30 protein-coding genes and 1 tRNA gene are annotated in these 24,544 nt (G+C 69.1%); 12 read left to right on the forward strand and 19 right to left on the reverse strand.

The window, feature by feature from the left end:
• Positions 1-73 precede the first annotated feature (73 nt).
• The 3 genes from RIN18_RS09645 to RIN18_RS09655 are packed head-to-tail and all read left to right on the forward strand — an operon-like array spanning position 74 to position 5,891.
• A complete protein-coding gene (locus tag RIN18_RS09645; protein WP_309103753.1) occupies positions 74-853 on the forward strand; it encodes a hypothetical protein in 780 nt (259 codons plus the stop codon).
• Positions 850-2,388: a DNA polymerase Y family protein gene (locus RIN18_RS09650; protein ID WP_309103754.1), complete on the forward strand. Its 1,539-nt coding sequence runs from the start codon at positions 850-852 to the stop codon at positions 2,386-2,388. The genes RIN18_RS09645 and RIN18_RS09650 overlap by 4 nt, the downstream gene beginning before the upstream one ends.
• The gene (locus RIN18_RS09655) at positions 2,388-5,891 is read left to right on the forward strand and encodes an error-prone DNA polymerase (RefSeq protein ID WP_309103755.1); all 3,504 of its coding nucleotides are present in this window, start codon (positions 2,388-2,390) and stop codon (positions 5,889-5,891) included. The genes RIN18_RS09650 and RIN18_RS09655 overlap by 1 nt, the downstream gene beginning before the upstream one ends.
• Positions 5,892-5,915: 24 nt before the next feature.
• Here RIN18_RS09655 and RIN18_RS09660 read toward each other — a convergent pair whose 3' ends face one another.
• On the reverse strand, positions 5,916-6,299 hold the full coding sequence (locus RIN18_RS09660; RefSeq protein ID WP_309103756.1) for a hypothetical protein: 384 nt from the start codon (positions 6,297-6,299) through the stop codon (positions 5,916-5,918).
• A gap of 59 nt (positions 6,300-6,358) precedes the next feature.
• Positions 6,359-6,586, reverse strand: coding sequence for a hypothetical protein (locus tag RIN18_RS09665; protein ID WP_309103757.1), 228 nt, complete (start codon positions 6,584-6,586; stop codon positions 6,359-6,361).
• A gap of 268 nt (positions 6,587-6,854) precedes the next feature.
• Here RIN18_RS09665 and RIN18_RS09670 point away from each other — a divergent pair, with 268 nt between their 5' ends.
• The 3 genes from RIN18_RS09670 (at position 6,855) to RIN18_RS09680 (ending at position 8,846) form a co-directional block, all read left to right on the forward strand.
• Positions 6,855-7,742, forward strand: a complete 888-nt coding sequence (locus RIN18_RS09670; RefSeq protein WP_309103785.1) for a DUF72 domain-containing protein — start codon at positions 6,855-6,857, stop codon at positions 7,740-7,742.
• Positions 7,742-7,954, forward strand: coding sequence for a KTSC domain-containing protein (locus RIN18_RS09675; RefSeq protein WP_309103758.1), 213 nt, complete (start codon positions 7,742-7,744; stop codon positions 7,952-7,954). Before RIN18_RS09670 ends, RIN18_RS09675 begins: the two co-directional genes overlap by 1 nt.
• 85 nt (positions 7,955-8,039) lie before the next feature.
• On the forward strand, positions 8,040-8,846 hold the full coding sequence (locus RIN18_RS09680; protein WP_309103759.1) for an SDR family oxidoreductase: 807 nt from the start codon (positions 8,040-8,042) through the stop codon (positions 8,844-8,846).
• 50 nt (positions 8,847-8,896) lie between these two features.
• Here RIN18_RS09680 and RIN18_RS09685 read toward each other — a convergent pair whose 3' ends face one another.
• The 3 genes from RIN18_RS09685 to RIN18_RS09695 all read right to left on the reverse strand — a co-directional run bounded on the left by RIN18_RS09685 (position 8,897) and on the right by RIN18_RS09695 (position 11,220).
• Positions 8,897-9,124 carry a CDGSH iron-sulfur domain-containing protein gene (locus RIN18_RS09685; protein WP_309103760.1) on the reverse strand — a complete coding sequence of 76 codons (228 nt, stop codon included), beginning with the start codon at positions 9,122-9,124 and terminating at the stop codon, positions 8,897-8,899.
• Positions 9,124-10,254, reverse strand: a complete 1,131-nt coding sequence (locus RIN18_RS09690; protein ID WP_309103761.1) for an iron-containing redox enzyme family protein — start codon at positions 10,252-10,254, stop codon at positions 9,124-9,126. The genes RIN18_RS09685 and RIN18_RS09690 overlap by 1 nt, the downstream gene beginning before the upstream one ends.
• A gap of 90 nt (positions 10,255-10,344) precedes the next feature.
• Positions 10,345-11,220 (reverse strand): helix-turn-helix transcriptional regulator, encoded by an 876-nt coding sequence (locus RIN18_RS09695; RefSeq protein ID WP_309103762.1) that lies wholly within the window; start codon positions 11,218-11,220, stop codon positions 10,345-10,347.
• A gap of 116 nt (positions 11,221-11,336) precedes the next feature.
• Between RIN18_RS09695 and RIN18_RS09700 the strand changes: the two genes are divergently transcribed.
• Positions 11,337-12,794, forward strand: coding sequence for an MFS transporter (locus RIN18_RS09700; protein WP_309103763.1), 1,458 nt, complete (start codon positions 11,337-11,339; stop codon positions 12,792-12,794).
• On the opposite strand, the gene RIN18_RS09705 is transcribed toward RIN18_RS09700, so the two are convergent.
• The 5 genes from RIN18_RS09705 to RIN18_RS09725 form a co-directional block, all read right to left on the reverse strand.
• Positions 12,745-13,266 carry a GAF domain-containing protein gene (locus tag RIN18_RS09705; protein WP_309103764.1) on the reverse strand — a complete coding sequence of 174 codons (522 nt, stop codon included), beginning with the start codon at positions 13,264-13,266 and terminating at the stop codon, positions 12,745-12,747. The two genes, RIN18_RS09700 and RIN18_RS09705, sit on opposite strands and share 50 nt — an antisense overlap.
• On the reverse strand, positions 13,263-13,763 hold the full coding sequence (locus RIN18_RS09710) for a metallophosphoesterase (protein ID WP_309103765.1): 501 nt from the start codon (positions 13,761-13,763) through the stop codon (positions 13,263-13,265). Before RIN18_RS09710 ends, RIN18_RS09705 begins: the two co-directional genes overlap by 4 nt.
• Before the next feature lie 4 nt (positions 13,764-13,767).
• Positions 13,768-14,634 carry a Rieske 2Fe-2S domain-containing protein gene (locus RIN18_RS09715; RefSeq protein WP_309103766.1) on the reverse strand — a complete coding sequence of 289 codons (867 nt, stop codon included), beginning with the start codon at positions 14,632-14,634 and terminating at the stop codon, positions 13,768-13,770.
• 134 nt (positions 14,635-14,768) lie between these two features.
• Positions 14,769-14,981: a LacI family DNA-binding transcriptional regulator gene (locus RIN18_RS09720; protein ID WP_309103767.1), complete on the reverse strand. Its 213-nt coding sequence runs from the start codon at positions 14,979-14,981 to the stop codon at positions 14,769-14,771.
• On the reverse strand, positions 14,978-15,736 hold the full coding sequence (locus RIN18_RS09725; RefSeq protein WP_309103768.1) for a DeoR/GlpR family DNA-binding transcription regulator: 759 nt from the start codon (positions 15,734-15,736) through the stop codon (positions 14,978-14,980). The genes RIN18_RS09720 and RIN18_RS09725 overlap by 4 nt, the downstream gene beginning before the upstream one ends.
• A gap of 201 nt (positions 15,737-15,937) precedes the next feature.
• Here RIN18_RS09725 and RIN18_RS09730 point away from each other — a divergent pair, with 201 nt between their 5' ends.
• On the forward strand, positions 15,938-16,393 hold the full coding sequence (locus RIN18_RS09730; protein WP_309103769.1) for a hypothetical protein: 456 nt from the start codon (positions 15,938-15,940) through the stop codon (positions 16,391-16,393).
• 89 nt (positions 16,394-16,482) lie between these two features.
• Complete coding sequence (locus RIN18_RS09735; RefSeq protein ID WP_309103770.1) at positions 16,483-16,677, forward strand: three-helix bundle dimerization domain-containing protein; 195 nt, start codon at positions 16,483-16,485, stop codon at positions 16,675-16,677.
• A 27-nt stretch (positions 16,678-16,704) separates the two neighbouring features.
• On the opposite strand, the gene RIN18_RS09740 is transcribed toward RIN18_RS09735, so the two are convergent.
• The 7 genes from RIN18_RS09740 to RIN18_RS09770 all read right to left on the reverse strand — a co-directional run bounded on the left by RIN18_RS09740 (position 16,705) and on the right by RIN18_RS09770 (position 20,077).
• Positions 16,705-17,031, reverse strand: a complete 327-nt coding sequence (locus RIN18_RS09740) for a cupin domain-containing protein (RefSeq protein WP_309103771.1) — start codon at positions 17,029-17,031, stop codon at positions 16,705-16,707.
• A gap of 70 nt (positions 17,032-17,101) precedes the next feature.
• The gene (locus tag RIN18_RS09745) at positions 17,102-17,620 is read right to left on the reverse strand and encodes a GNAT family N-acetyltransferase (RefSeq protein WP_309103772.1); all 519 of its coding nucleotides are present in this window, start codon (positions 17,618-17,620) and stop codon (positions 17,102-17,104) included.
• Entirely contained in the window at positions 17,593-18,021 is a 429-nt protein-coding gene (gene trxA, locus RIN18_RS09750; RefSeq protein WP_309103773.1) for a thioredoxin, read from the reverse strand. The genes RIN18_RS09745 and trxA overlap by 28 nt, the downstream gene beginning before the upstream one ends.
• Positions 18,012-18,317, reverse strand: a complete 306-nt coding sequence (locus RIN18_RS09755) for a glutaredoxin (protein ID WP_309103774.1) — start codon at positions 18,315-18,317, stop codon at positions 18,012-18,014. The genes trxA and RIN18_RS09755 overlap by 10 nt, the downstream gene beginning before the upstream one ends.
• The gene (locus tag RIN18_RS09760; protein WP_309103775.1) at positions 18,314-18,940 is read right to left on the reverse strand and encodes a redoxin domain-containing protein; all 627 of its coding nucleotides are present in this window, start codon (positions 18,938-18,940) and stop codon (positions 18,314-18,316) included. The genes RIN18_RS09755 and RIN18_RS09760 overlap by 4 nt, the downstream gene beginning before the upstream one ends.
• Before the next feature lie 100 nt (positions 18,941-19,040).
• Positions 19,041-19,538: an Hsp20/alpha crystallin family protein gene (locus RIN18_RS09765; protein ID WP_309103776.1), complete on the reverse strand. Its 498-nt coding sequence runs from the start codon at positions 19,536-19,538 to the stop codon at positions 19,041-19,043.
• Positions 19,539-20,003: 465 nt separating this feature from the next.
• Positions 20,004-20,077: transfer RNA gene (locus RIN18_RS09770), tRNA-Pro, on the reverse strand.
• Positions 20,078-20,184: 107 nt separating this feature from the next.
• Between RIN18_RS09770 and RIN18_RS09775 the strand changes: the two genes are divergently transcribed.
• The 3 genes from RIN18_RS09775 (at position 20,185) to RIN18_RS09785 (ending at position 21,936) form a co-directional block, all read left to right on the forward strand.
• On the forward strand, positions 20,185-20,769 hold the full coding sequence (locus RIN18_RS09775; RefSeq protein WP_309103777.1) for a GNAT family N-acetyltransferase: 585 nt from the start codon (positions 20,185-20,187) through the stop codon (positions 20,767-20,769).
• A gap of 124 nt (positions 20,770-20,893) precedes the next feature.
• On the forward strand, positions 20,894-21,565 hold the full coding sequence (locus tag RIN18_RS09780) for a lysoplasmalogenase family protein (RefSeq protein ID WP_309103778.1): 672 nt from the start codon (positions 20,894-20,896) through the stop codon (positions 21,563-21,565).
• Positions 21,565-21,936, forward strand: a complete 372-nt coding sequence (locus RIN18_RS09785; RefSeq protein WP_309103779.1) for an RNA-binding S4 domain-containing protein — start codon at positions 21,565-21,567, stop codon at positions 21,934-21,936. The genes RIN18_RS09780 and RIN18_RS09785 overlap by 1 nt, the downstream gene beginning before the upstream one ends.
• A 7-nt stretch (positions 21,937-21,943) precedes the next feature.
• On the opposite strand, the gene RIN18_RS09790 is transcribed toward RIN18_RS09785, so the two are convergent.
• Both RIN18_RS09790 and der read right to left on the reverse strand, forming a co-directional pair.
• Positions 21,944-22,897 (reverse strand): NUDIX hydrolase, encoded by a 954-nt coding sequence (locus tag RIN18_RS09790; protein WP_309103780.1) that lies wholly within the window; start codon positions 22,895-22,897, stop codon positions 21,944-21,946.
• Positions 22,898-22,970: 73 nt separating this feature from the next.
• A complete protein-coding gene (gene der / locus RIN18_RS09795; RefSeq protein WP_309103781.1) occupies positions 22,971-24,491 on the reverse strand; it encodes a ribosome biogenesis GTPase Der in 1,521 nt (506 codons plus the stop codon).
• Positions 24,492-24,544 lie beyond the last annotated feature (53 nt).

Consider the following 24,544-nt stretch of genomic DNA (forward strand, 5'->3'; position numbering starts at 1 on the left):
GCGATGTCCGATGTACGAATTAGCGTCAGCAGCGCAGCTTGCTTTATTCGAATATATCTTCGAGAATGGATGCATGGGGATCGGGCTCGATGCAGTGACCGCGCTCTCTCCGGCTGGCGACTCCCGCGCCGGAGAGGTGCTCCGGCTGCGCCGGGAGATCAGCAGGATGCAGCGACGCCGCAGCGACCTTCCCCTCCTCCCCCTCGATCCTGCACTGACCGCCATCCTCCCCGACGAGGGGCTGCAGGCCGGCACCGCCTACACGGTGTCCTCCTCACCGAGCCTCGTGCTGGCCTTGCTGAGCGCCGCGTCGCAGAAGGGGCTCTGGTGCGCCGTCATCGGCATGCCGACGCTGGGCGTCGAGGCCGCCGCCGCGTTCGGCATCGACCTCTCGCGACTGATCCTCGTCCCCGAACCCGGCGAGCGCTGGATGGCGGTGACGTCCGCGCTCTCCGAGGTGGTGCCGCTCATCGCCGTGCATCCGGGCGGCCGGATGCGCGATGCCGACGTCTCCCGGCTGAATGCCCGACTGCGCGACCGCGGATGCACGCTGCTGGTCACCGCCGCCTGGCCGCAGAGCGAGGGGACGATCCGCGTCCACGACCCCCATTGGCATGGCCTCGGCGCCGGGTGGGGGCTGCTCTCGGACTGCACGGTGACGGTGACGGCGCAGACCAGGCATATGCCGGTGCCGTCGAGCGTTCGGGTGAGGCTTCCCGGCAGCCAGGGCGCGATCGAGCCGGTGGCCGCGGAGCTCACCGCCCTCCCCTCGCTCACCGACACCCCCTCCTCCCTTCCTGCTGAGACCGCGGCACGTCCGGTGGAGATCTCCCGATGGGCGGCGGCAGGATGAGCGCCCCGCTCCGCGTCCTCGTGCTGTGGTTCCCCGACTGGCCGTTGCGGGCAGCCCTCGGCGGGGCGCCCCCGCATCCGCCGACGGCTCTGATCCATGCGAACACCGTGGTGGCCTGCACCGCTTCGGCTCGCGCGCACGGAGTCCGCGTCGGCCAGCGCCGCAGAGTCGCACAGGGGCACCTCTCATCCCTGCAGGTGCTCCCCCACGATCCGGCCAGAGACGAGCGCGCCTTCCTCCCGGTGCTCCAGCTCATCGAGAAGCATGCCCCGGGAGTGGGCCTTCTTCGCCCAGGACTCGCCGCTCTCCGCGCCAGGGGCGTCTCCCGCTATCACGGCGGTGAGGCCGAGGCGGCAGAAGCCCTCGTCGGCATCCTCGCCGACGCCGGGTTCCCCGAGGCGCGCATCGGCATCGCCGACGGTCCGTTCACGGCAGAGGCCGCCGCTCGTGCAGGCCATCCCTTCACCATCGTGCCGACGGGCACCGCGAGGCAGTACCTCAGCGCGTTCCCGGTGCAGGCGCTCAGAGACGAGCAGCTCACCGGCCTCCTCGTCCGGCTCGGGGTGCGCACCCTCGGGGATTTCGCTGCTCTGAATTCCCTCGAGGTGCGCGATCGCTTCGGCGAACGAGGAGCGCGTCTGCACGCGCTCGCCGCGGGTGCCGACTCCCGTCCCCTCGTTCCCCGCCCGCCCGATCCTGAACTCGCTCGCGCCGTGGAGTTCGAGCCGGCGCTGAGCGGAGCCGATCAGGTGGCCTTCGCCGTGCGGCAGACGGTGGATGCGGTGATGCTCGCCCTCGGGGATGCCTCGGTGGTGTGCACGGAGGTGCGCATCGACCTGACCGACGACAACGGCCTGGTCTTCTCCCGGTCATGGCTGCACCCGACCTGCTTCGACGCCGCCGATCTCGTCGATCGGGTGCGCTGGCAGCTCGAGGCACTGGCCGCCGAGAACGCGAAGGAGCCGGTCGACGAGGCCAGGACGTTCGGAGGCATCGTGTCGGTGCGCATCGTGCCGGTCGCCGTCGATGACGCCGCTCACCACCAGCCGGGGCTCTTCGGCTCGGGCTCCGACGAGCGTCTGCATCACGCCGTCTCGCGAGTGCAGACGATGCTCGGCCATCAGGGTGTCGTCACCGCCGCGGTCTCCGGTGGCCGCTGGCTCGCCGACCGGCAGGTGCTCACGCCCTGGGGTGAGCGTTCGGTCGCCCCACGCGACCCGGAGCGTCCATGGCCGGGGAGTCTGCCCGATCCGGTGCCGTCCGAGGTGTTCCTGCCCCCTCGGCCCATCACCGTGTCGGCAGCGGACGGCACGGTGATCGGCATCGACGAGAGAGGAGCGCTCTCAGCCGATCCCGCTCTCGTCGACGGAGCGGGCGTTCAGGCGTGGGCGGGACCCTGGCCGATCGAGGAACGTCGCTGGGACGACGCCGCGAGGCGGCATGGTCACCGCCTGCAGATCGTCGACGACCGGGATCGGGCGTGGCTGGTCTTCCGCGCTCGTGACCGCTGGTGGGCCGAGGGGCGGTACCGCTGATGGGATGGCACAATCCCCCGCAGACCTGGGCCGAGCTGGAGCGCCTCCTCAGCGGGGAGGATCCTCCGAAGCACCCCGCCGATGAACCGCGATCTCCTCGGGAGGATCCTGGGCCGGTGAGCCGGCGCCGGCAGCGGACGCCACCCGCGGCGCTTGCCCGTGCCGACGACGCGGTGCCCTACGCCGAGCTGCACGCGCACTCCTCGTACTCGTTCCTCGACGGCGCCTCCTCTCCGGAGGAGCTTCTCGCCGAGGCCGAACGGCTCGGTCTCACCGCACTCGCTCTCACCGATCACGACGGCTTCTACGGCGCAGCCCGCTTCGCCGAACTGGCCGAGGTCATGAATGTCGGGGTGCAGACCGTCTTCGGGGCCGAGCTCTCACTGGATCTGCCGGCCCCGCAGCGAGGCAGCCCCGATCCTGCCGGTGAACATCTGCTCGTCCTCGCCGGCGGCCTCGAGGGCTACCATCGCCTGTCCGGAGCGATCTCCGCCGCGCATCTGCGCGGCGGCGAGAAGGGACGCCCCGTCTACGATCTCGACGAACTCGCGGCGAGGGCGGGGGGCCAGTGGACGATCCTCACCGGATGCCGCAAGGGAAGCGTGCGCCGGGCGCTGGAGCGCGGTGACGCCGCGACCGAACTCCGGCGCCTCGTCGGCCTGTTCGGCCGCGACCACGTCGCGGTCGAGCTGTTCGATCATGGCGACCCGCTGGACACCCGTCGCAATGATGCCCTCGCCGAGCTCGCTCGTCGCATGCGGCTGCCGGTGGTGGCCACGAACAACGTGCACTACGCAGCTCCCCAGCAGGCCAGGCTCGCCGAGGCGATGGCCGCCGTGCGCGCTGTTCGCAGCATGAACGAGCTGGACGGATGGCTGCCGGCGCACGGCAGCGCGCACCTGCGAAGCGGCGCCGAGATGACCGCACGATTCCAGCGCTACCGGGGCGCGATCTCCCATGGTCTGGAACTGGCGGCGGCATCCGCCTTTCCGCTGCGACGCGCGCGTCCGGCGCTGCCGCAGCAGAAGGTGCCGGAGGGGCACACCCCCATGAGCTGGCTGCGTTCGCTCGTCTGGCGAGCCGTCCCCGAGAAATACCCGCACCTCGATGCCGACGGGCGCAGCAGGATCGAGCGGGAGCTGAACGTCATCGAGGAGAAGGACTTCCCCGGGTACTTCCTCATCGTGCACGACATCGTCGCCGAGGCGAGGCGGCGGCGGATCCTCTGCCAGGGACGAGGATCCGCTGCGGCGAGCGCGGTCTGCTATCTGCTGGGCATCACCGCCGTCGATCCGATCCTCTTCAACCTCCCCTTCGAGCGCTTCCTGGCCACCACTCGCTCCGAGGAGCCGGACATCGACGTGGACTTCGACTCCGACCGCAGGGAGGAGATCATCCAGTGGGTGTATCAGAGGTACGGCAGAGAACGCGCAGCGCAAGTGGCCAACGTGATCCAGTACCGCCCGAAGAACGCCGTCCGCGATATGGCGCGAGCGCTCGGTCACTCCCCCGGGCAGCAGGACGCCTGGTCCCGGCAGGTCGACGGCTGGAGCGCCGGCGTGGAGCCGGTGGAGGGGCACGACATCCCCGAGAACGTGCTCGCCTACGCCGGCGAGCTGCTCAAGGCTCCCCGCCACCTCGGCATCCACTCCGGCGGCATGGTGCTCACCGCTCGCCCCGTCGGCGAGGTCGTACCGGTCGAGCATGCCCGCATGGAGAATCGCACCGTCATCCAGTGGGACAAGGATGATGCGGCCTGGATGGGGCTGGTGAAGTTCGATCTGCTGGGACTCGGGATGCTGGCCGCTCTCCAGCACTCCTTCGATCTCATCGAGGCGGCGACGGGCGAGAGATGGACGCTGGAGAGCATTCCCAAAGAGGAGCCGGGGGTCTACGACATGCTCTGCCGGGCCGATTCCATCGGGGTCTTCCAGGTGGAATCGCGCGCTCAGATCGGTCTGCTCCCCCGCCTTCAGCCGCGGAGCTTCTACGACCTCGCCATTCAGATCGCCCTCATCCGCCCCGGCCCGATCCAGGGCGGTGCGGTGCATCCGTTCGTCCGTCGCAAGATGGCGAAGGACAAGCTCGACGAGGAGAACAGGGAACGGGCCGAGCGCGGCGAGGAGCCGCTCACCCTGGAGGTGCCGTACCCGCATGACGATCTGAAGCCGATCCTGAAGCGCACCCTCGGCATCCCGATCTTCCAGGAGCAGCTCATCCAGATGGCGACCGCTGTCGGCGACTGCACGGCCGACGAGGCGGATCTGCTGCGGCGGGCGATGGGCTCGAAACGAGGGCTGGAGAAAATCGAGAAGGTCCGCGAGAAGCTCTACGCGGGAATGGAGCGGCGCGGGCTCGTCGGTGACGCGGCCGACCGCATCTATGCGCAGATCCAGGCGTTCTCGAACTTCGGCTTCGCCGAGTCGCATTCGCTGTCGTTCGCTCTTCTCGTGTACGCCAGCTCCTGGCTGAAGCTGCATTATCCTGCGGCCTTTCTCGCCGGGCTCCTGCGCTCGCAACCGATGGGCTTCTACTCGGCGGCGACGCTGACCGCCGATGCCCGGCGTCACGGTGTGGAGGTACGGCGCCCGGACCTGCATGCCTCCGCCGTCACCGAGACGCTTGAGCCCCTCACGACCGAGACTCCCCCCACTGAGGCTTCCACCGCCCCGTTCTTCCGCGACCACGGGCGCCCGCCGACGGGTAGCGACGCCTGCCTCGTGAACCCGCAGCCGAAGCCGCTGCGGTTCGACAGGGATGCTCCCGACGAGTCCGCCGCACACCGCCGCGACGGCGCGTACGCGGTGCGCCTCGGTCTCAGCGGCGTCCGCGGGATCGGTCTGCCGATGGCGGAGCGGATCGTGGCAGAGCGAGAGGCGAACGGCCTCTACCGCGACCTGAACGACCTGGTGAGACGCACCGATGCCACGGCCGCTCAGCTGGAGGCCCTCGGCACGGCCGGTGCTTTCGCCTGCCTCGGCTTGAAGCGCCGCGAGGCGATCTGGCTCGCTGGGGCCGCGGCCGATGATCGCGCACGGTTCCTGCCGGGGACGACGGTGGCGGTGCAGCCGCCGTTGTTCGCCGACCAGTCCAGTTACGAGCAGCTGGCTTCCGATCTCTGGGCGACCGGGGTCTCCACCGACGATCATCCGATGGCGCATTTCCGCGCAGCCCTCGGCGAGCGGGGGGTGCTTCCGGCCTCCGAACTGCAGACGCACGAGTCGGGCAGGCGCATCGAGGTCGCCGGCCTCGTCACTCACCGTCAGCGACCGGCCACCGCGGCGGGGGTCACCTTCATGAATCTGGAGGACGAGCACGGACTCGTGAACGTCATCTGCTCGACAGGTGTGTGGAACCGCTACAGTCGCGTCGCGCGCGAGTCTCCCGCGCTGATCGTCCGGGGCATCCTGGAGCGCTCAACCGAGGGTGTCGTCAATGTGCTCGCCGATGCGTTCGAAGACCTGCGCACCGGGCTCACGCACCGGTCGCGCGACTTCCGGTGACATCGACGCCCGCCCGGCAGTGCGTCACCAGAAGCGCTCGGCCTCCGCAGGCGGCGGGCGATCGGCTCCACCCCAGCGATCGGCCTCGGCCTTCGCCGCATCCGCCGCCTCGTCCGCGCCGCGAAGCGCGACCTTCGCCTCGGACGCCCCTGGTCCGATCGGGTCGACGATGAGCTCGGTACGAGCGCCGGCCCCATGCAAGGTGATGGTGCACTCGAGCACCCGCCCGATCCAGCGCGAGATCTCTCCGCGCTGCGGCTCGGAATACTGATAACGGATGCCCGTGTCGAGGTCGACGATGCCCACGAGCCTCGGCTCACCAGCCTCGACGTCGAACCGTTCGGTCACTTCGAGCCGATGGCCCTGCGCGATCGCGACCTGAGCTGTCAGCACGAGTGTCCTGTCCATGTCTCCACCCTACGAATCGCGCGCGACGAGCGAAAGACAGGCTCAGCGTGGCAGCGAGCTCAGTCCTGCATCGGGTCCTCTCGGATGCCATCCCGCCCGTCATCGTCGAGCGGAACCTCCTCCTGCTGCTCGGCGACATCGGCCGGGTTCGCGTCGGGGTGAGCGAAGTCGGGTGTTCCGAGCGCCGGAGCTTCGGGGTCGTCGGGCTCTTCGAGGTCGGGCCGTTCCTGTTCCTGCAGGTCGGCCACCGGCTTCTGATCGTCGAGCGGGTTCTCTTCGATGCGCATGCGATGCTCCTCGCGGTCGGGGACGTGAGGCTTCAGTCTCGGAAGACGGCCGACGGCACTCAAGGGCCTTGACGCGGCCCGTCCGCGCTCGCTCGCACAGATCGCCGCGGTCGCAAGGAACCCCGACGGGTCATAGCGGGTCGGGCGGAACCCGTCAATCCGGTGTGAATCGCGACTACGGTCGCTTACCGTCGGACCACGGAGGAGCTGCGAGATGACACCTGACGATCACGGAACGCGCGGGGCGGTCCGACCCGTCGATCACCGGATGTCGGATGCCGATCGGGCCCGCGTGCGGGTCGGAGTCTCGGGCTGGCGCTATGCGAGCTGGCGCGGCGACTTCTATCCCGCCGGGATGCCGCAACGGCAAGAGCTTGAGTACATCGGCCGCCAGTTCTCCAGCGTCGAGCTGAACGGATCGTTCTACTCGCTGCAGCGCCCGTCGAGCTACATCCGCTGGCGCGACAGCGTTCCGAATGATTTCCTGTTCGCCGTCAAGGGGTCGCGCTATGTGACCCACATGCTGCGCCTGCGCGACACCGGCACGGCCCTCGCGAACTTCTTCGCGTCCGGACTTCTCGCCCTCGGTCCTCAACTGGGTCCGATCCTCTGGCAGCTCCCGGAACGCCAGCGTTTCGATCCGGATGTCCTCGACGGTTTCCTCAGGGCCCTGCCCCGTACCACCGGGGAGGCGCTGGCGCTGGCACGACGGCACGATGATCGCCTCGAGGGCAGAGCCTGGCTGGAACTCGAATCGGACGTGCCCCTGCGATATGCGATCGAACCGCGCTCCACGAGCTTCGACGATCCGCGCTTCGCCGAACTGCTCCAGGCGCACGGGGTCGCGGTCACCGTCGCAGACACCGCCGGCACGTGGCCGCGTTTCGATGCGCTCACCGCTGACTTCGTCTATGTGCGGCTGCATGGCGCGCAGATGCTGTATCACAGTGGCTACACCACGGCCGAGCTGCGGGAATGGGCCGACCTGCTGCTGTCATGGGCGGATGGGAGCGGCGCGGCAGACGGCCGCCCTCGCGAGGTGTACGTCTACTTCGACAATGATGCGCGCGGGCATGCTCCGCACGACGCGCGGGCGCTCGCGGCACTCGTGGGCGACGAGGTGACGGTCCGCCCCGGAGTCGATGAGGCGATGTGATGAGGCGAGAGCCTGTCGAGTCGTCGGCCATCGCCTCCATCGGGTACGCCCCCGAGATGGCGGTGCTGGAGATCGAATTCGTCGGCGGCGGACAGTATCGCTACTTCGCCGTTCCTCCCTCGATCCACCGCGCGCTGATGGACGCTGACAGCGTCGGCCAGGCGTTCATCACGTTGATCCGCGACAGGTACCCGACCGAGCGGATCGAATGACGTCGTTCCGGCTGCGAGCTAACGCAACCCTGTTCGGCTGTAAACCCCCTCTACACCGTTCGTCGACGCCAATACGGTGACGACCATGCCGGACATCTCGTTCTCCCCCACCACCGCCATCGTGACCGCGTCCGACTCCGGGATCGGTGCGGCCACCGCCATCGCCCTCGCCGAGGCCGGTATGGACGTCGGCGTCACCTGGCACTCCGACGAGGAAGGCGCGCAGCAGACCGCCGACGCCGTGCGCGAACGCGGCCGCCGCGCGGTGGTCGCTCGCTTCGACGCGACCGAACTCGACCGGGTGGCCGGCGTGATCGATCACCTCACCGACGAACTCGGCGGCCTCGACGTCTTCGTCAACAACGCCGGTGGCGGATCGAACGGACCGTTCCTCGAGACGACGATCGAGCAATGGCGAGACACGGTGGCACTGAACCTCGACGGTGCCTTCGCGGGACTCCAGGCCGCAGCCAGGCACATGGTGGCGGCGGGTCGGGGTGGCCGCCTGATCGCGGTCACGAGCGTGCATGCGCACCAGCCGCGCGTCGGCTCCTCGGCGTACGTCGCCGCCAAACACGGGCTCTCCGGTCTCATCGAGACCATGGCGCAGGAACTGGGCGAGCACGGCATCACCGCCAACGCCGTCGCGCCCGGCGAGATCGCCACCCCGATGAACGACATGGAGTCCGAGGATGCCGAGGGGACGCATCGCCCCGGCATCCCGCTCGCCCGGCCCGGCAAGCCCGAGGAGATCGCTGCGGTCATCGCGTTCCTGGCGTCACCGGCTGCCGCCTACGTCACGGGGGCGAACTGGGCGGTCGACGGCGGGATGCTGCAGATGGGGCCCCAGGCGGGCTCTCACCTCACCGACGACGCGTGGCGCCGCGGCTGAGTTCGAGCTCCCCGCGTAGCCCGCGAACCGATTGCTGCGCACCCGGCCGCTCAGTCGTCGCCTTCGCCATCTGCAGGTTCCTGTCCGTTACCGGAGCGGAAGCCGACCAGTTTGTGCGTGCCGTCGCAGAACGGCTTGATCGCCGACACGCCGCATCGGCACAGAGCGACGGTGCGGCGGGTGCGCTCGACGGCATCTCCGGAGGGCGACACGATCTCGAAATCTCCGCGGACGAGAAGGGGTCCGTCGGTGCAGGCGACGACCTGGGCGCTTCCCATCAGGCACCGTCCCCTGCGAGCAGCCCGGCGTCCACTGGCTGCCGAAGCGCCGACCGCCCGGCCGTCCATGCGGCCAGCGTGCGCTCCGCACCCCAGCCGTCGACGAGCATCGATGCCCGGGCGCCGAAGATGATGTCGGCCACCAGGAGCGGTTCCTGCTCCGCCAGCCCACCGGCGAGGTCGCGCCCTGCGATCTGTTCGTGCACGGCATCCGCCTCGACATGCTCGTCGAAGTAGTCGGTGACCGACTCGCCGTAGCCGAGGCGCCGGAACCCATCGCCGAGCAGCCGGTTCGGAATGGACGAGGTCATCTCGTATGCCGCATAGTGGCCGGCGCTGGCTCCGCGCAGCCGGCGGTTGAGTCCGAACATCGTCATCATCGTGAACGAGGCGATGGTCAGCGCCGGAACCGCATCGAGGTACGCCCCGTAGGTGTCGTCGAGACCGAGCTCGCGCATGGTCCGCGCGAAGATGGCGGAGTGCATCCGCTCGGGTCGGCCGCCACCGTACTCGTCCGCCTGGATCTCGACCATCGCGGCCTTCGCCCGGCCGTCGAGCCGCGGGATGCTCCAGGTCTGGGCGTCGGCCTCCTTCAGCGTGTAGACCGAGCGCAGCACCACGTATTCGCGGACCTGCTCATCGGTCGCCTTCTTCGCGACGAAACGCGACACGCTGGGGCCCGCGGTCGGTTTGGTCAGCTCGAAGAGTGCAGCGGCGATCGCCTCCGCGTCGGCGGGTGGCAGCGGTGACTCCCACTCGCCGACCTGCTCACGCAGGTGCCGCTCGAACGCCCGCTCGATCTGGACCCTTGCTGCGACCGTGATCGGATGCCACTCCCAGTCCTCGTCCGCATCGACGACCGAACCGTAATGCAGGCCGTGCAGCACGAGGAGGGTCAGTTGCAGATCATCGTCACGCACGATGTCGCCCGAGGCGCCGACCGCCGCAGCGACCCGCTCCCCGAAACCCGCCAGCGTGTCATCGGCTTCCGAGACCGGACGCCGGAGCGCTGCCAGCAGCTGTTCGCTCACCGGGCCGCGGGCACGGAACGGCGGTGCCGGATAGCCGGGCTCAGCGTCGCGGTCGTCCCCGCTCGCGTCGATCGTGTCGGTCGTCGTGGTCAGTGTCATGCCGCATTCCCGTCATCAGCATCAGGGCAGTTGCTCGAAGCGTAGGCACCGCGACGGTCGCGGGGAACGGGGTTGACGCGCAGCCTCCGACTAGGGCACGGCCTGGGCGGCGGCGAGCAGGCTGAGCGCAGCGTGAGAAGGGCTTCCGGGGCGGGCGGTGTGGGTGAGGATGCGCTGACCGTTGCCCTCCGGCAGGTGGAGCACCTCGTAGTCCAGCTCCAGTTCACCCACGGCGGGATGCCGGAAGCGCTTGGTTCCGCTCGTGCAGAGGCGCACCGAGTGGCCGGCCCAGAGGAATGCGAACTCGGGGCTCTTCAGGCTGAGCTCGCCGACCAGTTCGGCGAGGTGGCGATCGTCGGCGTATGTGGCGGCGGCGTACCGCATCGAGGCGACGGCGACCTCGGCCTCGGTTTCCCAATCGACGTAGAGATCGCGGGTGTGCGGATCGAGGAAGAGCATCATGATGTGATTGGGGCGGTCTGCGAGCCGGGCAGGTGCATCCGGATCGAGATGCCCGGCCAGCAGCAGATGCCCGGCCCGGTTCCACGCGAGGATGTCGTTGAAGCGGCCGAGGAGGACAGCGGGAACCTCTCCCATCGCGTGCAGGAGCTGCTCGGCGCCGCTCTTGGCGATCTCCGGCTCCGCCTCGGGCGGCCGCGCCGCGGGCGTGCGATGGGCGAGAACGAACAGGTGCGACCTCTCATCGGCGTCGAGCTGCAGCGCTCGGGCGAGCGCGTCGATGACGGCATCCGACGCGTTCTGGGATTGGCCCTGCTCGAGCCGCGTGAGGTAGGTCGCCGAGACTCCGGCGAGCTGCGCGAGCTCCTCGCGTCGAAGCCCGGGAACGCGTCGCCGGCCGTATGACCGGATCCCCGCGATCTCAGGTGTCAGGCGGTCGCGGCGGGAACGCAGGAACTCTCCGAGCTCGGTCACCGGGCGGTCTGCCTCGGGGGCGCGCGTGTCCATGCCCCCATTCTCTGCCCTCTCACACCCTCGAGCCTGACCCTACGAGTACCAGGCACCGTCAGAGCAGTCTCCGCAGGGATCTGGCTGCTCCTCGCCCGCGGGACCAGCCTCGACTCATGACCGAAACCGATGCATTGACCCGCCCATCCGCCGCCGCGCCGGCGCGCCGGTCGACGCGTGACCGTATCGCCGTCGCGATCCTCCTCACGGCGAACTTCACCCTCGCCGTCGACTTCTCGATCCTCAATGTGGCGCTGCCGCACATCGGCCGGGATCTGAGCCTTCCGACCTCTGCGCTGCAGTGGATCGTGACGGCGTTCGCGGTGTGTGCCGCGGGTTTCACCCTGTTCTTCGGCCGCGTCAGCGACCTGGTCGGGCGACGCCGTCTGTTCACGATCGGGATCGTGCTGCTCGGAGTCTCCTCGATGGCGGGCGGGCTCGCAACGGAACCGGTGCTGCTGCTCGCGGCTCGCGTCGGACAGGGGTTGGCCACCGCCATGGTCACTCCGGCAGCTCTCGCGCTGCTGACGACGATGTTCCCCGACGGTCCGGCCCGTGCACGGGTGCTGGGCCTGAACGGCGCGCTCATGGCGGCCGGATTCACCGCCGGCGCCGTCCTCGGCGGGCTTCTCACCGGCACGGTCAGCTGGCGGTGGGCGTTCTTCATCAACGTCATCGTCGCGGTGATCGTCGTCGCGCTCGCGCCGTTCGCACTCCGCGAGCCTCCGGCCGGGCTTCGCCCGCGGCTCGACGTCCCCGGCGCGGTCACCGTCACCGTCGGCCTGGTCGCCCTGGTGCTCGGGATCGACACCGCGGGTCACTCGGGCTGGGGGCACCCCGCGGCCTGGGCGCCGATCGCGGCCGCTGGAATGCTGTTCGCCGGGTTCGTCGTGATCGAGTCCAGGACAACCGACCCGCTCATCTCTCCGTCGCTGCTCCGACGCAGCAATGTGGCGTGGGGGAACATCGCGGGCCTCCTCGCCTTCGCGACCGAGACGTCGCTGGTCTTCCTCCTCACTCTCTACCTGCAGGAGACGCTCGGCTTCAGCGCTGTGACAGCCGGCCTGATCCTCGCCGTGCTCGGTCTCGGCACGGTCGTCGGCGGACTCATCGCTCCCCGCATCATCGGCCGCAGCGGCGCCAAGGCAGCGATCATCATCGGGTTCGTCGTACAGGCTCTGGCGACCGCGCCGCTCGCGTTCATCGCTGACGATCATGCCTGGGTGACGCCGCTGCTGCTCGTGACGTTCATCGGAGGGGTTGCGAACCTCGTCGCGATCGTCGGATACGCCGTGACGGCCACCGCAGGGATCCCCTCCGAGCAACAGGGTCTCGCCACCGGGCTCGTGACGATGAGTCAGCAGGTCGGAATCACCGTCGGCACCCCCGTCATGTCGGCGATCGCGACGAGTGTGGCCGCCGCGACGCTGCTGCCGGGCCTTCAGGCAGCGATCGGTGTCAACGCGGCGCTCGCGCTGACCACCGCCGTGCTGGTCGCGCTCTTCCTCCGTCGGCCATCACCGGTCACCGCTGCCGCTGAGCTCTCTCACCCCGCTCCCAGAGTGCCGCGGTGAGCGTCGACACATCGTCCGCCCGGATCCGCTGCCAGTTCCGCCCGCCACGCGCGAACGCCACGCGAACCGCGGGCGGGAGCGCGGCCGGGCTCACCGGAGCCTCGAGCCAGTCGCAACTGCGGACGTGCACGAGATCGACGTCGAGCGCGTCCGGCGCCGGGTCGTATCGCCAGGGACCCGCGAGCCGCCCGAGCCACACCTGATCGTCGATGTCGCGCGTCCAGACGAACGCGCCGTCAGCGGCGGCGGCGAACCGCTCGATCCGCCGCGCGACCCGGTCGCCGAGTTGCGCGTGCGCTGCCGCGAGCGCGTCTTCCAGCGAAGGGGGTGGTGGCATCAATCGGCCACCCATCCCGCAGACGCCGAGCGTCAGGGCCCGCTCCACGGCGGGTCCGTCCGGCACATCATCACGACGAGACCGCATCGGCGCTCGGAAGACGGAGATCGCGTGCGCAGTCCTGGTGCCGCTCACCGCGGCACCGGAATCAGGGTCGCCTGGACCTGTCGGTCGTCGACCGTGACGGACATCATGGTGCACACCGGTTGGCGCCGCCGGTCTGTCGGCGAGCCCGGGTTGAGCAGCCGCATACCCCGCGGAGACACTGTGTCCCACGGAATGTGCGAGTGCCCGAAGATCAGCAGATCGACGCCGGGGAACGCCGCATCCATGCGTTCCTCGCGCGCCTTCGCGAGGCCCGTCTCGTGGATGACGGCCACCGTCAGCCCTTCGACGGTGAAGCGAGCGATCTCGGGCAGACGCCGCCTCAGCTCAGGGCCGTCGTTGTTGCCGTACACACCCTGGAACGTGCGAGCCCGCGATTCGAGCAGCTCGAGCGTCTCCAGGTCCACCCAGTCTCCGGCGTGGACGACGAGGTCGGCCTGCTCGACGGCGCGCAGGACGGCATCCGGAAGGCGTTTCGCTCTCGCGGGCACGTGGGTGTCGGCGAGCAGCAGCAGTCTCGTCGCCACGCGATCAGGCCGAGCGCACGAGGACCCGACCGCCGTCGACCAGCACGTCCCAGCGGGGTTGCGGCACGCTGGCCGGCCCCCGTTCGACGCTGCCGTCGTCGAGCACGAACTGGCTGCCGTGCCACGGGCAGGTCACGCAGCCGCGCGCGTCGAGCGTGCCCTCGTCGAGCGGGCCCCCGGCGTGGGAGCAGACCGCCGAGATCGCGCGCAATCGCCCGTTCTGGCGAACGAGCAGCACCGGCACGTCATCGACCTCGACGCGATTCAGGCGGCCCTCGACGATGTCGGTGTCGGCGGCGACATCGCGCCAGTCTCGCACCGTGCGCTGGAAGGCGGTGCGGTTGACGCCGATCCCTTTGACGTACGACAGGTACCCACCGAGGGCGGCAGAGCCCATCGTCAGTCCGAGAGCGACGAGGCTGAGCGCGATGCCCACGCCCCGGTGACCGCGTCGCCGCACGATCCACGAGGCGGTCTGCATCACGGTGGCTGCCGCGTTCGCCAGCCCGTGCACGAGGCCGACCCGCTTGTCGGCCCCGCTCGTCTCCGACCAGTCCGACGCCCCGGCCATCGCCGTCGGCGCCGAAGCGAGGATGCCGAGGCCGACCAGACGCCGCGCGGCGGCCGATGCCTCCGTCCCGCCGGTCAGATCGAGAGCGGTCGCCGCGCTGAAGGCGCCGATCGGCAGGTCGGTCAGCACGGGGTGCAGCTGATGCCCGAGCCACGACCCGGAGAGCGCGTTCTTGATCACCGTCGGGCGTGTGAAGGCCTTCACCTTCGCGGTCAAGGACTTCGCGACGGCATCCAGCCCTCTGGCCTGGCCGATCCGCTCGATCGCCGTATTCAACATCACCTGCGCGTCTTCCACCACGATCACTCCTTCTGGCCGCTCTGTTGCTCTCCTGGGATGCATGTCTAGCGGGTGTATCGGTCGGGCATCAGGGGGTTGACCACTGCGGATCCGACGCCCCGGTGAGCGGGCGGTGCGGGCGAGCACCGAGCGGATCAGTGACGCCGGGCCAAGTGAGCTGCGGCTTCGTTGCGTGTGAACCCGAGCAGCTCGATCGCCTCGTTCACACGCTCCCGCGTCGCAGGCAGCACGCGGTCGGAACCATTGAGCACCCGCGAGACGGTCTGGTACGAGACTCCCGCCTGGGCGGCGACGTCACGGATGGTCGGCGGCCGACCCTGTTCGTGGCTCCTCGTCGGCCCGGTCATGCCGTCACCAACTCGATCCCGGCGTCGTCGAGACGGGCGCGTTCGACGTCGGTCACGGCGTGATCCGTCACGAGGACGTCGAATGCGCTCAACTCGGCGATCGCCGCGAATGCCGTCCGACCCCATTTCGCCTGATCGCAGAGCAGGATTCTCCGCTCGGCGGATCGCATGGCGGCCTGTTTCACCGCAGCATCCTCGACGTCGTGCGCGGTGGGTCCGGTATCGACGTTCAGCGCGCAGGGTGCGATGAGCGCCGTGTCGAAGCGGAGATCGGCCAGCCCTCGCTGCGTCACCGGGCCTGCGAAGGATTGTTCGCCGGGCCGCAGGTCTCCGCCCGGGAGCGTCACCTGAATCCGCTCGCCCGTCGCGACGGCGGTCAGCGCGGGAAGCGAGAGCGGCACGACACGCAGCGTCTTGCCGGTGATCGCCTTGGCGACTTCGAGGCCCGTCGTGCCGCTGTCGATCACGACCGCCTCCCCCGGAGCGAGCAGCCGGGCGACCGCCTGAGCGATCCTCTGTTTTCCGGGCAGGTTGCTCGAGAGTCTCGCAGCGAACGGCTCGACCCGCCCGCGGAGCTCGGCCCGCCGTGCCCCTCCGTGGTAACGGCGCACCAATCCGCGGGCGTCGAGATCGGCGAGGTCGCGGCGCACGGTCGCCTCGGATGCGCCGAGGCGGAAGGCCAGTTCCGACACGGCGACATCACCGCCGTCTTCCACAAGCGCGACGATGCCCTGATGTCGATCGATCGTATTCATTGCTCATACGATAATCGAGCCTGCGCGAACGTTCAACAGTCTGATCATTTTGCCGAGTCGAGCAGGAGCCTTCGCTCGAGAATCCGATCCTGTGTCGCTTCGACGCTACCCATGAGTCGCTCTGAGGAGGGCGCCCTGGCGGTCGAGCCAGACCTACCGTCTGGAGGTGAGCTCATCCCGGAGCTCCGGAGAGGACGCGACATGAATGAGCAATCGGACCGAGACCCGAGGGAAGACCCCTTCCGTCAGCACGAGGCGCAGAACTGGTGGCCGCAGCCGCCATCCTCCGACGCACCCGCCGTCGGCACCCCGCCTCAGCACGGGGTGCCGCTCAGCCCGCACTCGGATCAGCCGTCGACTGTTCCAGTCCCGCCGGTCGCACCACCCGCACCGCCGCTCGCGCCACCCGCACCGTCCGCTCCCGCGCCGCGAAGCGCATTGCGCGACGTCGGCGTCGGAGCGCTCGGGCTCGTCGCCGGACTCGTGATCGGCCTCATCATCCAGGACGCGATCGGCATCGCGTTCCTGGCCAGCGGAGCCTCTCTCATGTCAACGGCGGGCGTCCTTCTCGGGTGGCTCCTGCCGACCTGCGCCGTCGCCGGCGTGGTCGCGGCGGTCTTGATCGACCGGAGCGTCGTCCGCAAGCGCGGTCACTGAACTCTCGGCGCCGCCGGCACGGTCTTCACGGAGAAGAACAGTGTGTGAATTTCGTGCGTGGGGTGACGCGCGCGGCGTAGCATGACCACGTGGCAACCAACATCGATCCCGACGAAATCGTGCAGCAGGTCACCAATCGCGTCGCCGAGAGCTACCCCGACACCAGCCGCGACCACATCTCGTCGCTCGCTGCGGAAGAACTCCAGAAGATCTCGCACAGCAGGGTGAAGGACTATTTCACCGTGCTCACCGAGCGCGCAGTCCGCACACGGCTCACCGCCTGAGTCGGAAGCCCGCCCCGAAGCGCACCGCTATTCGAGCCACTCGGTGATGAACCGCTCGCTCGCGTGGATGTGGATCGCTTCGTAGACCTCGGAGCCGACCACCGCGAAACGGTGCGGCACGAGGGCCGGAACGACGAGGATCTGACCGCCCGTGGCGACGACCTGCTCGTCGCCGACGGTGAAGCGCGCGGCCCCGGAGCGGATCACGAAGGTCTCGCCGTACGGATGCCGGTGCAGTCGTGGACCGGCGCCCTCGCGTTCGATGCGTTCGAGGAAGAACGAGACATCGGAGCCGTGGGCGAAGCCTTCGAAGTCGCCGCCGACGGCGGACTGCTCGATGATGGGGATGACCATGCGGCCACTCTGCCCGCCCGAGGCGCCCCGGTCCATACCCTCGCGGGGATCCGGATGCGCTGCGCCCTGATCACGTCGCGGGTCCTGGCGGCGCCAGGTTCAGCACCCACGCGTTGACGGTCAGTTCGGTGCCCCGGAAGGGGAACTGCATCCGCTCGTGCCGCACGAAGCCCGCCGCTGCGCAGAGCGCGTTGGATCGGTCGTTGTCGACACTCGGAAACGCCGTCAAGAGGTCGTGTGTGCGGTGCTGCTGCGCATCGCGGATGAGCAGGTCGAGTGCGCGCGAGGCGGCTCCCTTGCCCTGAGCAGCGGGCAGTACGAACCAGCCGGTCTCGTGCACGTCCTGGCCATTCCAGCTCGTCGACCACCAGCCGATTCCGCCGACGCCGGCTCCGTCGGCCCATGTCGAACCGGATTGAATCGGGAGCAGAACCGGGCGGAAGCGCTCGTTCCGCGTAACCGAGGATGGCCGCGATCGTGCAGCGACACGTCGACGCCGACGTCTCCGGAGCGATGTTTCACGCGGACCGAACCGGGCGGGTCCGCCCTGGGCGTGCTCGGTCAGTCGGTGAGTGAGCGTTCGACCCATGCGCGTAGCTGCCCGGCGGGTACGGCGCCCGTCACGCGGTCGACTTCTTTCCCGCTGCGGTAGAACAGGAGCGTGGGGATTGAGGCCACCCCGTGACGCCGGGACACACCCGGAGCGGTATCCGCGTTGACCTTCACGACCTTGAGGCGTCCGGCCAGGTCGCGCGAGAGCTGGTCCACGGCCGGTGCGATCTGCCTGCATGGCCCGCACCAAGGTGCCCACACGTCGACCAAAACGGGAAGAGTAGCCTCACGGACGACGGCGTCGAACGAGTCGTCGTCCGCCTCCACGAGCCAGGGCAGGTCGGTGCGGCACTTCGCGCAACGCACGCGCCCGGCGCGCCCCGAGGGCACGCGGTTCTTCGCCGCGCACCTCGGGCATGCCACAACGTTCACAGCCATACCCCGCGCCGCGCGAGCACGGCCTGCACCTGGCGGAGACTGGGCTCCATGAGCCACTCCCCGTCGATGTGCACGACCGGGGTCCGTAGCCGTCCGCCCGTCAACGCGTCAAGACGAGCGCGCACGACGGGGTGGTCGTCGAGATCGACGTAGTCATACGCGATGCCCGCCCTTTCCAACGCACGGCGGATGAGCTGCGAGATGCCGCACCAGCGGTTGCCGTAGATCGCCACCGGTACGGTGCGCGTGCGCGGCATGGCTCGGGTGCGGGGCGGGCTGATCTCCCGAATGGTCATCGGTGCGCCTCCTTCTCGTCGTGTCGCCCGGCGGTGACGAGGTCGAGAGCTGCCACGAGTTCGTCGAAGTCCGGGAGCTCTTTCAGCCGTTCAGACACGTGGGACCAGCGGATGATGCCGTCGGCATCGATCAGGTAGAGGGCGCGTTCGCTGTGTCCGTCCGCATTGCGCCATACGTTGTACGCGCGTGCGGTCTCGCCCCGCGGCTGGAAGTCGCTCAGCAACGGAAAGCGGATGCCGCGCACCGCCGCCCATGCCCCGTGGCTGTAGATGGAGTCAATGGAGATCCCGAGCAGGCGGATACCTCGGGAGGCGAACTCCTCGTGCTCCTGCTCGTAGAGCTCCAGCTGCACGCTGCATCCAGGGCTCCAGTCGAGCGGATAGAACACCACCGCCACCGGTGACCCACGCAGCTCGGAGAGCCGCACGATGGTGCCGTCTGCCGCGGGGAGCGCGAAATCCGGTGCCGGCGTTCCCGGCTCCAACCCGGTCGTCACCCGCGGCCCGTCCATCGGCGGCGCGCTCTTGAAGAGGTCGCGGACCCGACCCATGTCATCGGAGGTTCGCGGCGCCTCGATGGCTTCGATGGCGGTCGTGGACTCGAGCACATCGAGAGGATCCATCACGCCACCCCCACCTTCTGCTGCGGGCGGATCACACGGACGGGGACATTCCCGCGCATCCGGCGCCCGGGGCCCTTCCGGGTCCCGGGCAGCAACCGGGTCAGGAAGCGACCGAATGCGCGGGTTCGGCTTTTGGGTCCGAGGACTCCTGCTCCGCCTCTGTGGACTCGATCGCCCGGGCCTCCGGGGCCGACGATCCGACAGCGACTGCGACCTTACGCGGGAGCGCATCGGCCTTCACCGGCAGCGTGACCTTCAGCACGCCGTCTCGATAGTTGGCTGCGATCGCGTCCAGATCCACCTCGTCACCCAGCGAAAGCTGTCGCACCACGCGAGCAGAACTCCGCTCACGGACCACCCAGCGCTCACCATGGTCCTCACGGGACATATCGCGGTCCGCACGGATGGTCAATACCCCCGCTTCCGCGGACACGTCGATCGACGACGGGTCGAATCCTGGAAGGTCGGCCTCGACCACGTAGCCGTCGTCATCCCGGTAGAGGTTCACTGGTGTAGAACTCAACGCCGGCTCCGGGATGCCGGAGAAGAACGCAGAGCTGATCCGGTCCAGCTCCTTGAAGGTTTCGAACAGCATCATCACTCTCCTCTCTTGCATTGAGTCACCTCGACTCAAGTTCACCATGGCTGACACATGAGCGGGCGTATTTATTCCCACTCCCGAGAGAGAATTTCCGAACCGTGTCGTGCAGCATGGCTAGGCCACAGGACGGGAATGTGTCGTGCTCGCCGAAGCCCCGCAAGGGCGCGGCGGCCTCGGGTGCGACACTCTTCGCCCACCTTGATCGAACGGCACGTCTAGGACGTCGGTGTACGGGTCTGTGCGCGACGCAGATGGCTCCGTATCGTCAAACCACAGTCCGGGTACACGCCAAGGATGCCGCCTCACCGCAACGATGATCCGCCGGCGAGGTCCCGGCGCTAGGTCGCGCTCCTCAGCGTTGACGCTGCCGCGCGACGGGACTCAGCCCGTGATGCTCCGCGCAAACCTCGAACACGAACGACGAAGCCCCGACAAGAATACGCTTCTCATCGGGGCTTTCGGTCGGGCTGACAGGATTTGAACCTGCGACCCCTTGACCCCCAGTCAAGTGCGCTACCAAGCTGCGCCACAGCCCGTTGTTCCGCGCTTCCGCGCGGGCAACTCCCCTATCTTAGCCTGACCGCACGGCACGTCGCGAACCGGTGCGTTGCGGGTGTCGGACGCCCGGCGTACCGTCTCTGGCATGGTGACGATCACGACCGAGGTGGCGACGACCGACCGGTGGGACGACCTTCAGCACGCGCTCACAGGTGGCGGCGACGGCGCGAGCTGCCAGTGCATCTGGCCGGTGCTGCGTAATAAGGACTGGAACGAGACCACGCTCCCCCAGCGCACAGAGATGCTCCGCGCCGAGATCGACGAGGGCCCGCCTCCGGGGATCATCGCGTATGTCGACGGCGATGCGGCGGGGTGGATTCGCATCGGGCCGCGCGCGCGACAGGCGAGAATCGCGAACACGCGCATGATCGCGGCAGCCACCGCCGAACCCCTCGACGACGAATCGGTGTGGGCGGTCACCTGCTTCGTGGTGCGCCGCGAGTACCGAGGAAAGGGACTGAACGGCGAACTGCTTCGCGCCGCCGTCGACTACGCGAGAAGCTCCGGCGCTCGTCTCATCGAGGGCTACCCCGTCGACACCGACGGCGCGAAGATGCCCTCCAACGACCTCTACCACGGCACCGCCCGCACCTTCCTCTCCGCAGGATTCGAGCGGAGCGCCGAACTCAAGCCGGGCCGCACCCTGGTCACGATGCACCTCTCCGTGTGAGCGCCGATTCCGAACTCCCCCCAGTACTCGCCCACCTCACCGCCGGATCCTGAGCACTCCGATCCGCGGGCCGCGCACCCTCGAGCAGCCCGGCACCCGCACTCCGCGCGCATACGATGAGAGGATGCAGCGCCGCGCCCTGCCCACGACGATCATGTGGGCGTTCCTCCCGTACATCGCGGTCGCGGCGGCGCACGTGATCCTGCTCGCGCTCGACAGCCCGGCCGCTGGCCCCACCAAGCTGCTGCTGATGCCACTGCTCGCCGTGCCTGCCATCGTTGCCGCCCGACGTGTCACCCCTCGGACGGCGATCGCCCTGCTCGCCGTCGCTCTCCTGTTCCCCTGGCTCGGCGACGGTGCGGGAGCGTTCTTCCCCTCCGCACCGGAACTGCCGCTGATGCTCGCGTTCTTCGGCATCGCGCATCTGGCATACATCGCACTCTTCCTCCGGCACCTCGCACACCGACGAATGCCCTGGTGGACGCTCATCTACGCTGTCTGGTGGGTCGCAATGATCGCCGTACTCGGCCCGCACACCGGCGGGCTGCTCATCGGCGTGGCGATCTACGGTGTCGTGCTCGGCGGCACGGCGGCGCTCTCGGCGCGCTGCCATCCGCTCATCGCGACCGGCGGCGCGTTCTTCCTGGCCAGCGACACCATCCTCGCCTTCCGTCTCTTCCTGCCGGATGGGCTGCCTGCATGGAGCAGCCCGGCGGTCATGCTCACCTACACGCTCGGGCAGGGGCTCATCGTCGCCGGTGCCCTCATCATGCTGCAGAGACGGAGTGAACGCTGATGGATTCTGCACGCGTCGACAGCTGGCTGTGGGCCATCCGCGTCTACAAGACGAGATCTGCGGCGACGACCGCATGCCGCGCGGGGCACGTTCGCGTGAACGGCGAGAAGGTGAAGGCGGCGCACACGATCAAGATCGGTGACGAGCTGCGGATCAGGATCGCCGGCTTCGACCGCATCCTGTTCGTCCGGCAACTGCTCGTGAAGCGCGTCGGTGCACCCGTCGCCGCTCTCGCCTACGAAGACCGCACGCCCGAGCGCGAGCCGCAAGCAGCCCTCGGCCTCCGCGACCGAGGAGCCGGCCGCCCGACCAAACGCGAGCGGCGTGACATCGACAAGCTCCGCGGCAGGGACGAGTACTTCCCGGAGTGAGGCGGCGTCAGGAATCGTGGCGCTGGCGACCCCGCAGCGCGAGCAGTTCCACGAGCCAGCCCGCCGAGCGCACCTGGCTCGCCCCGGCAGCTTCGACCCTCTCGCGGAGTCTCCGATCGCTCGTGACCACCGTCACTGTCTCGCCCGCCGCCGTACGCCGCGTCACTTCGGCGACGATCGTGTCGTCGCCACCGGCATCCGCGCGAACGACATCGACAGCGTTGATTCCGCTGCGCGCCCTGCCCCGAACGCCCGAGGCGGATTCGACCCCGCGCGCCTGCCCCTCGACCACCATCGAGACCGCGGGAAACCAGACGTCACCCTCCAGCGCCAGGTCGGCAGCCGGCACGGCAAGCCCGAGCAGGCGATCACGCAGCCGGGTCGCTGCGCCCACGCGATCCTTCCACCAGCCGTCGGGCACCGAGCCCACCACGTTCGCCGCGTCGACGACGATCGCGGGGCGTACGTCCAGCCGGGCTCGCAGGCCCGGCCAGGCATCGCCGAAACCCGGATGCAGGGGCAGCTCGTCCACCTCGTGAAGAGGCACCCAGGCGAGCGCCACGCTCTCGGGATCGCTGATCACCGGATCGAACGGCACGACCACATCGGAGACGACCGTCGCATACGACCAGATCCCGAGGTCGAGCACGCTCGTGAACCGCGGGCGCACCGCGCCATCGGGAATGCCCGCTTCCTCCTGCGCCTCCCGCAGCGCGCCGGCGATCGCGTCCTCGCCCTCGTGCAGCGCGCCGCCGGGCAGACCCCATGTGCCACCGAAGTGACTCCACGACACCCGATGCTGCAGCAGGATGCCGCGCTCGGCGTCCACGGCGAGGAGCCCGGCAGCACCGAAACGCCCCCAGTACTTCTCGCCCGACGGCGAGACCACCCACGCGTCGCCGGCGTCGCGCGGGCCATCGGGCCGACGCGGCTCGCCGGGTGAAGGAGGAACGATCGTCACCCCTTCACCCTTTCACAGCATCCGTGCCACGGCATCCGTGCCACGGCATCCGCTCGGGCACCGTGACCGACGGTCAGCGCTGGCGCTTCTCGCGCACGCGCATGTTGATGACGATCGGCGTGCCCTCGAACGCGTACAGCTCGCGAAGACGGCGCTGGATGAAGCGGCGGTAGCCGGGATCGAGGAACCCGGTCGTGAACAGCACGAACGTCGGCGGACGCGTCGACGCCTGCGTGCCGAACAGGATCCGCGGCTGCTTGCCGCCCCGCAGCGGGTGCGGGTGCTCGGCCACGAGCTCGGCGAGGAAGGCGTTGAACTTACCTGTCGGGATGCGGCGATCCCAGTTCTCGAGGGCGGTCTCGAGCGCCGGCACCAGCTTGTCGAGATGGCGACCGGTCTTCGCCGAGATGTTCACGCGGGGCGCCCAGGCCACGTGCGCGAGGTCCTGCTCGATCTCGCGCTCCAGGTACCGGCGACGATCCTGGTTCTCGAGGTCGTCGTCGTTCAGGCGATCCCACTTGTTGAACGCCAGCACGAGAGCACGGCCGGACTCCAGCACGAGGTCGATGATGCGGACGTCCTGCTCGCTGATGGTCTCCGAGACGTCGAGGACCACGACTGCGACCTCCGCCTTCTCCAGGGCGGTCGAGGTGCGCAGCGACGCGTAGAAGTCCGCGCCCTGAGAGAGGTGCACCCGGCGTCGGATGCCGGCGGTGTCGACCAGGCGCCACAGCTTGCCGCCGAGCTCGACGACCTCGTCCACGGGGTCGCGGGTGGTGCCGGCGAGCTCGTTGACGACGACGCGCTCCTCCCCCGCCGCCTTGTTCAGCAGCGAGGACTTGCCGACATTCGGTCGGCCGAGGATCGCGACGCGCCGCGGACCGCCGATCTCGTGTTTGGCGACCGCCGAGACCTCGGGAAGCTTCTTCAGAACCGCATCGAGAAGATCCGCGACACCGCGTCCGTGGATCGCGGACACCGGGTACGGCTCGCCGAGCCCGAGGTTCCACAGGGCCGCGGCCTCGGGTTCCTGGCGGGCATCGTCGATCTTGTTGGCGACGAGGAAGACCGGCTTACCGCTCTTGCGCAACAGCTTCACGACGTGCTCGTCGGTGGAGGTCGCGCCCACCATCGCGTCGACGACGAACATCACGACGTCGCAGAGGTCGATCGCGACCTCTGCCTGCGCGGCGACCGACCGGTCGATGCCCCGTGCGTCGGGCTCCCATCCGCCGGTGTCGACGAGCGAGAAGCGGCGATCGGCCCACTCCGCCTTGTACGTCACCCGGTCGCGGGTCACGCCGGGGGTGTCTTCGACGACGGCCTCGCGGCGACCGAGGATCCGGTTCACGAGCGCGGACTTGCCGACGTTCGGCCGCCCCACGATAGCCACGACCGGCAACGCCGGCAGGAACTGGATGCCGTCCTCCCCCAGGGTGACCCCGGCGAGAAGCTCGGCATCCTCATCGTCGAGCTCGTAGTCGGCGAGGCTCGCGCGCAGCGTTTCGGCGCGGGACTCGGCCAGCTCCTCGTCGAGTGCTTCCATCTTCTCGGCGAGCTGGTCGGGACCGCCCTCGTATTCGTCATCAGCCATTGTGAACTCCTCGGCGTCGTTGGATCACCGTCAGCACGGCATCGATGGTCTGG

The sequence above is a fragment of the Microbacterium sp. genome (assembly GCF_031179285.1).
In the GTDB taxonomy this organism is placed as follows: Bacteria; Actinomycetota; Actinomycetes; order Actinomycetales; family Microbacteriaceae; genus Microbacterium.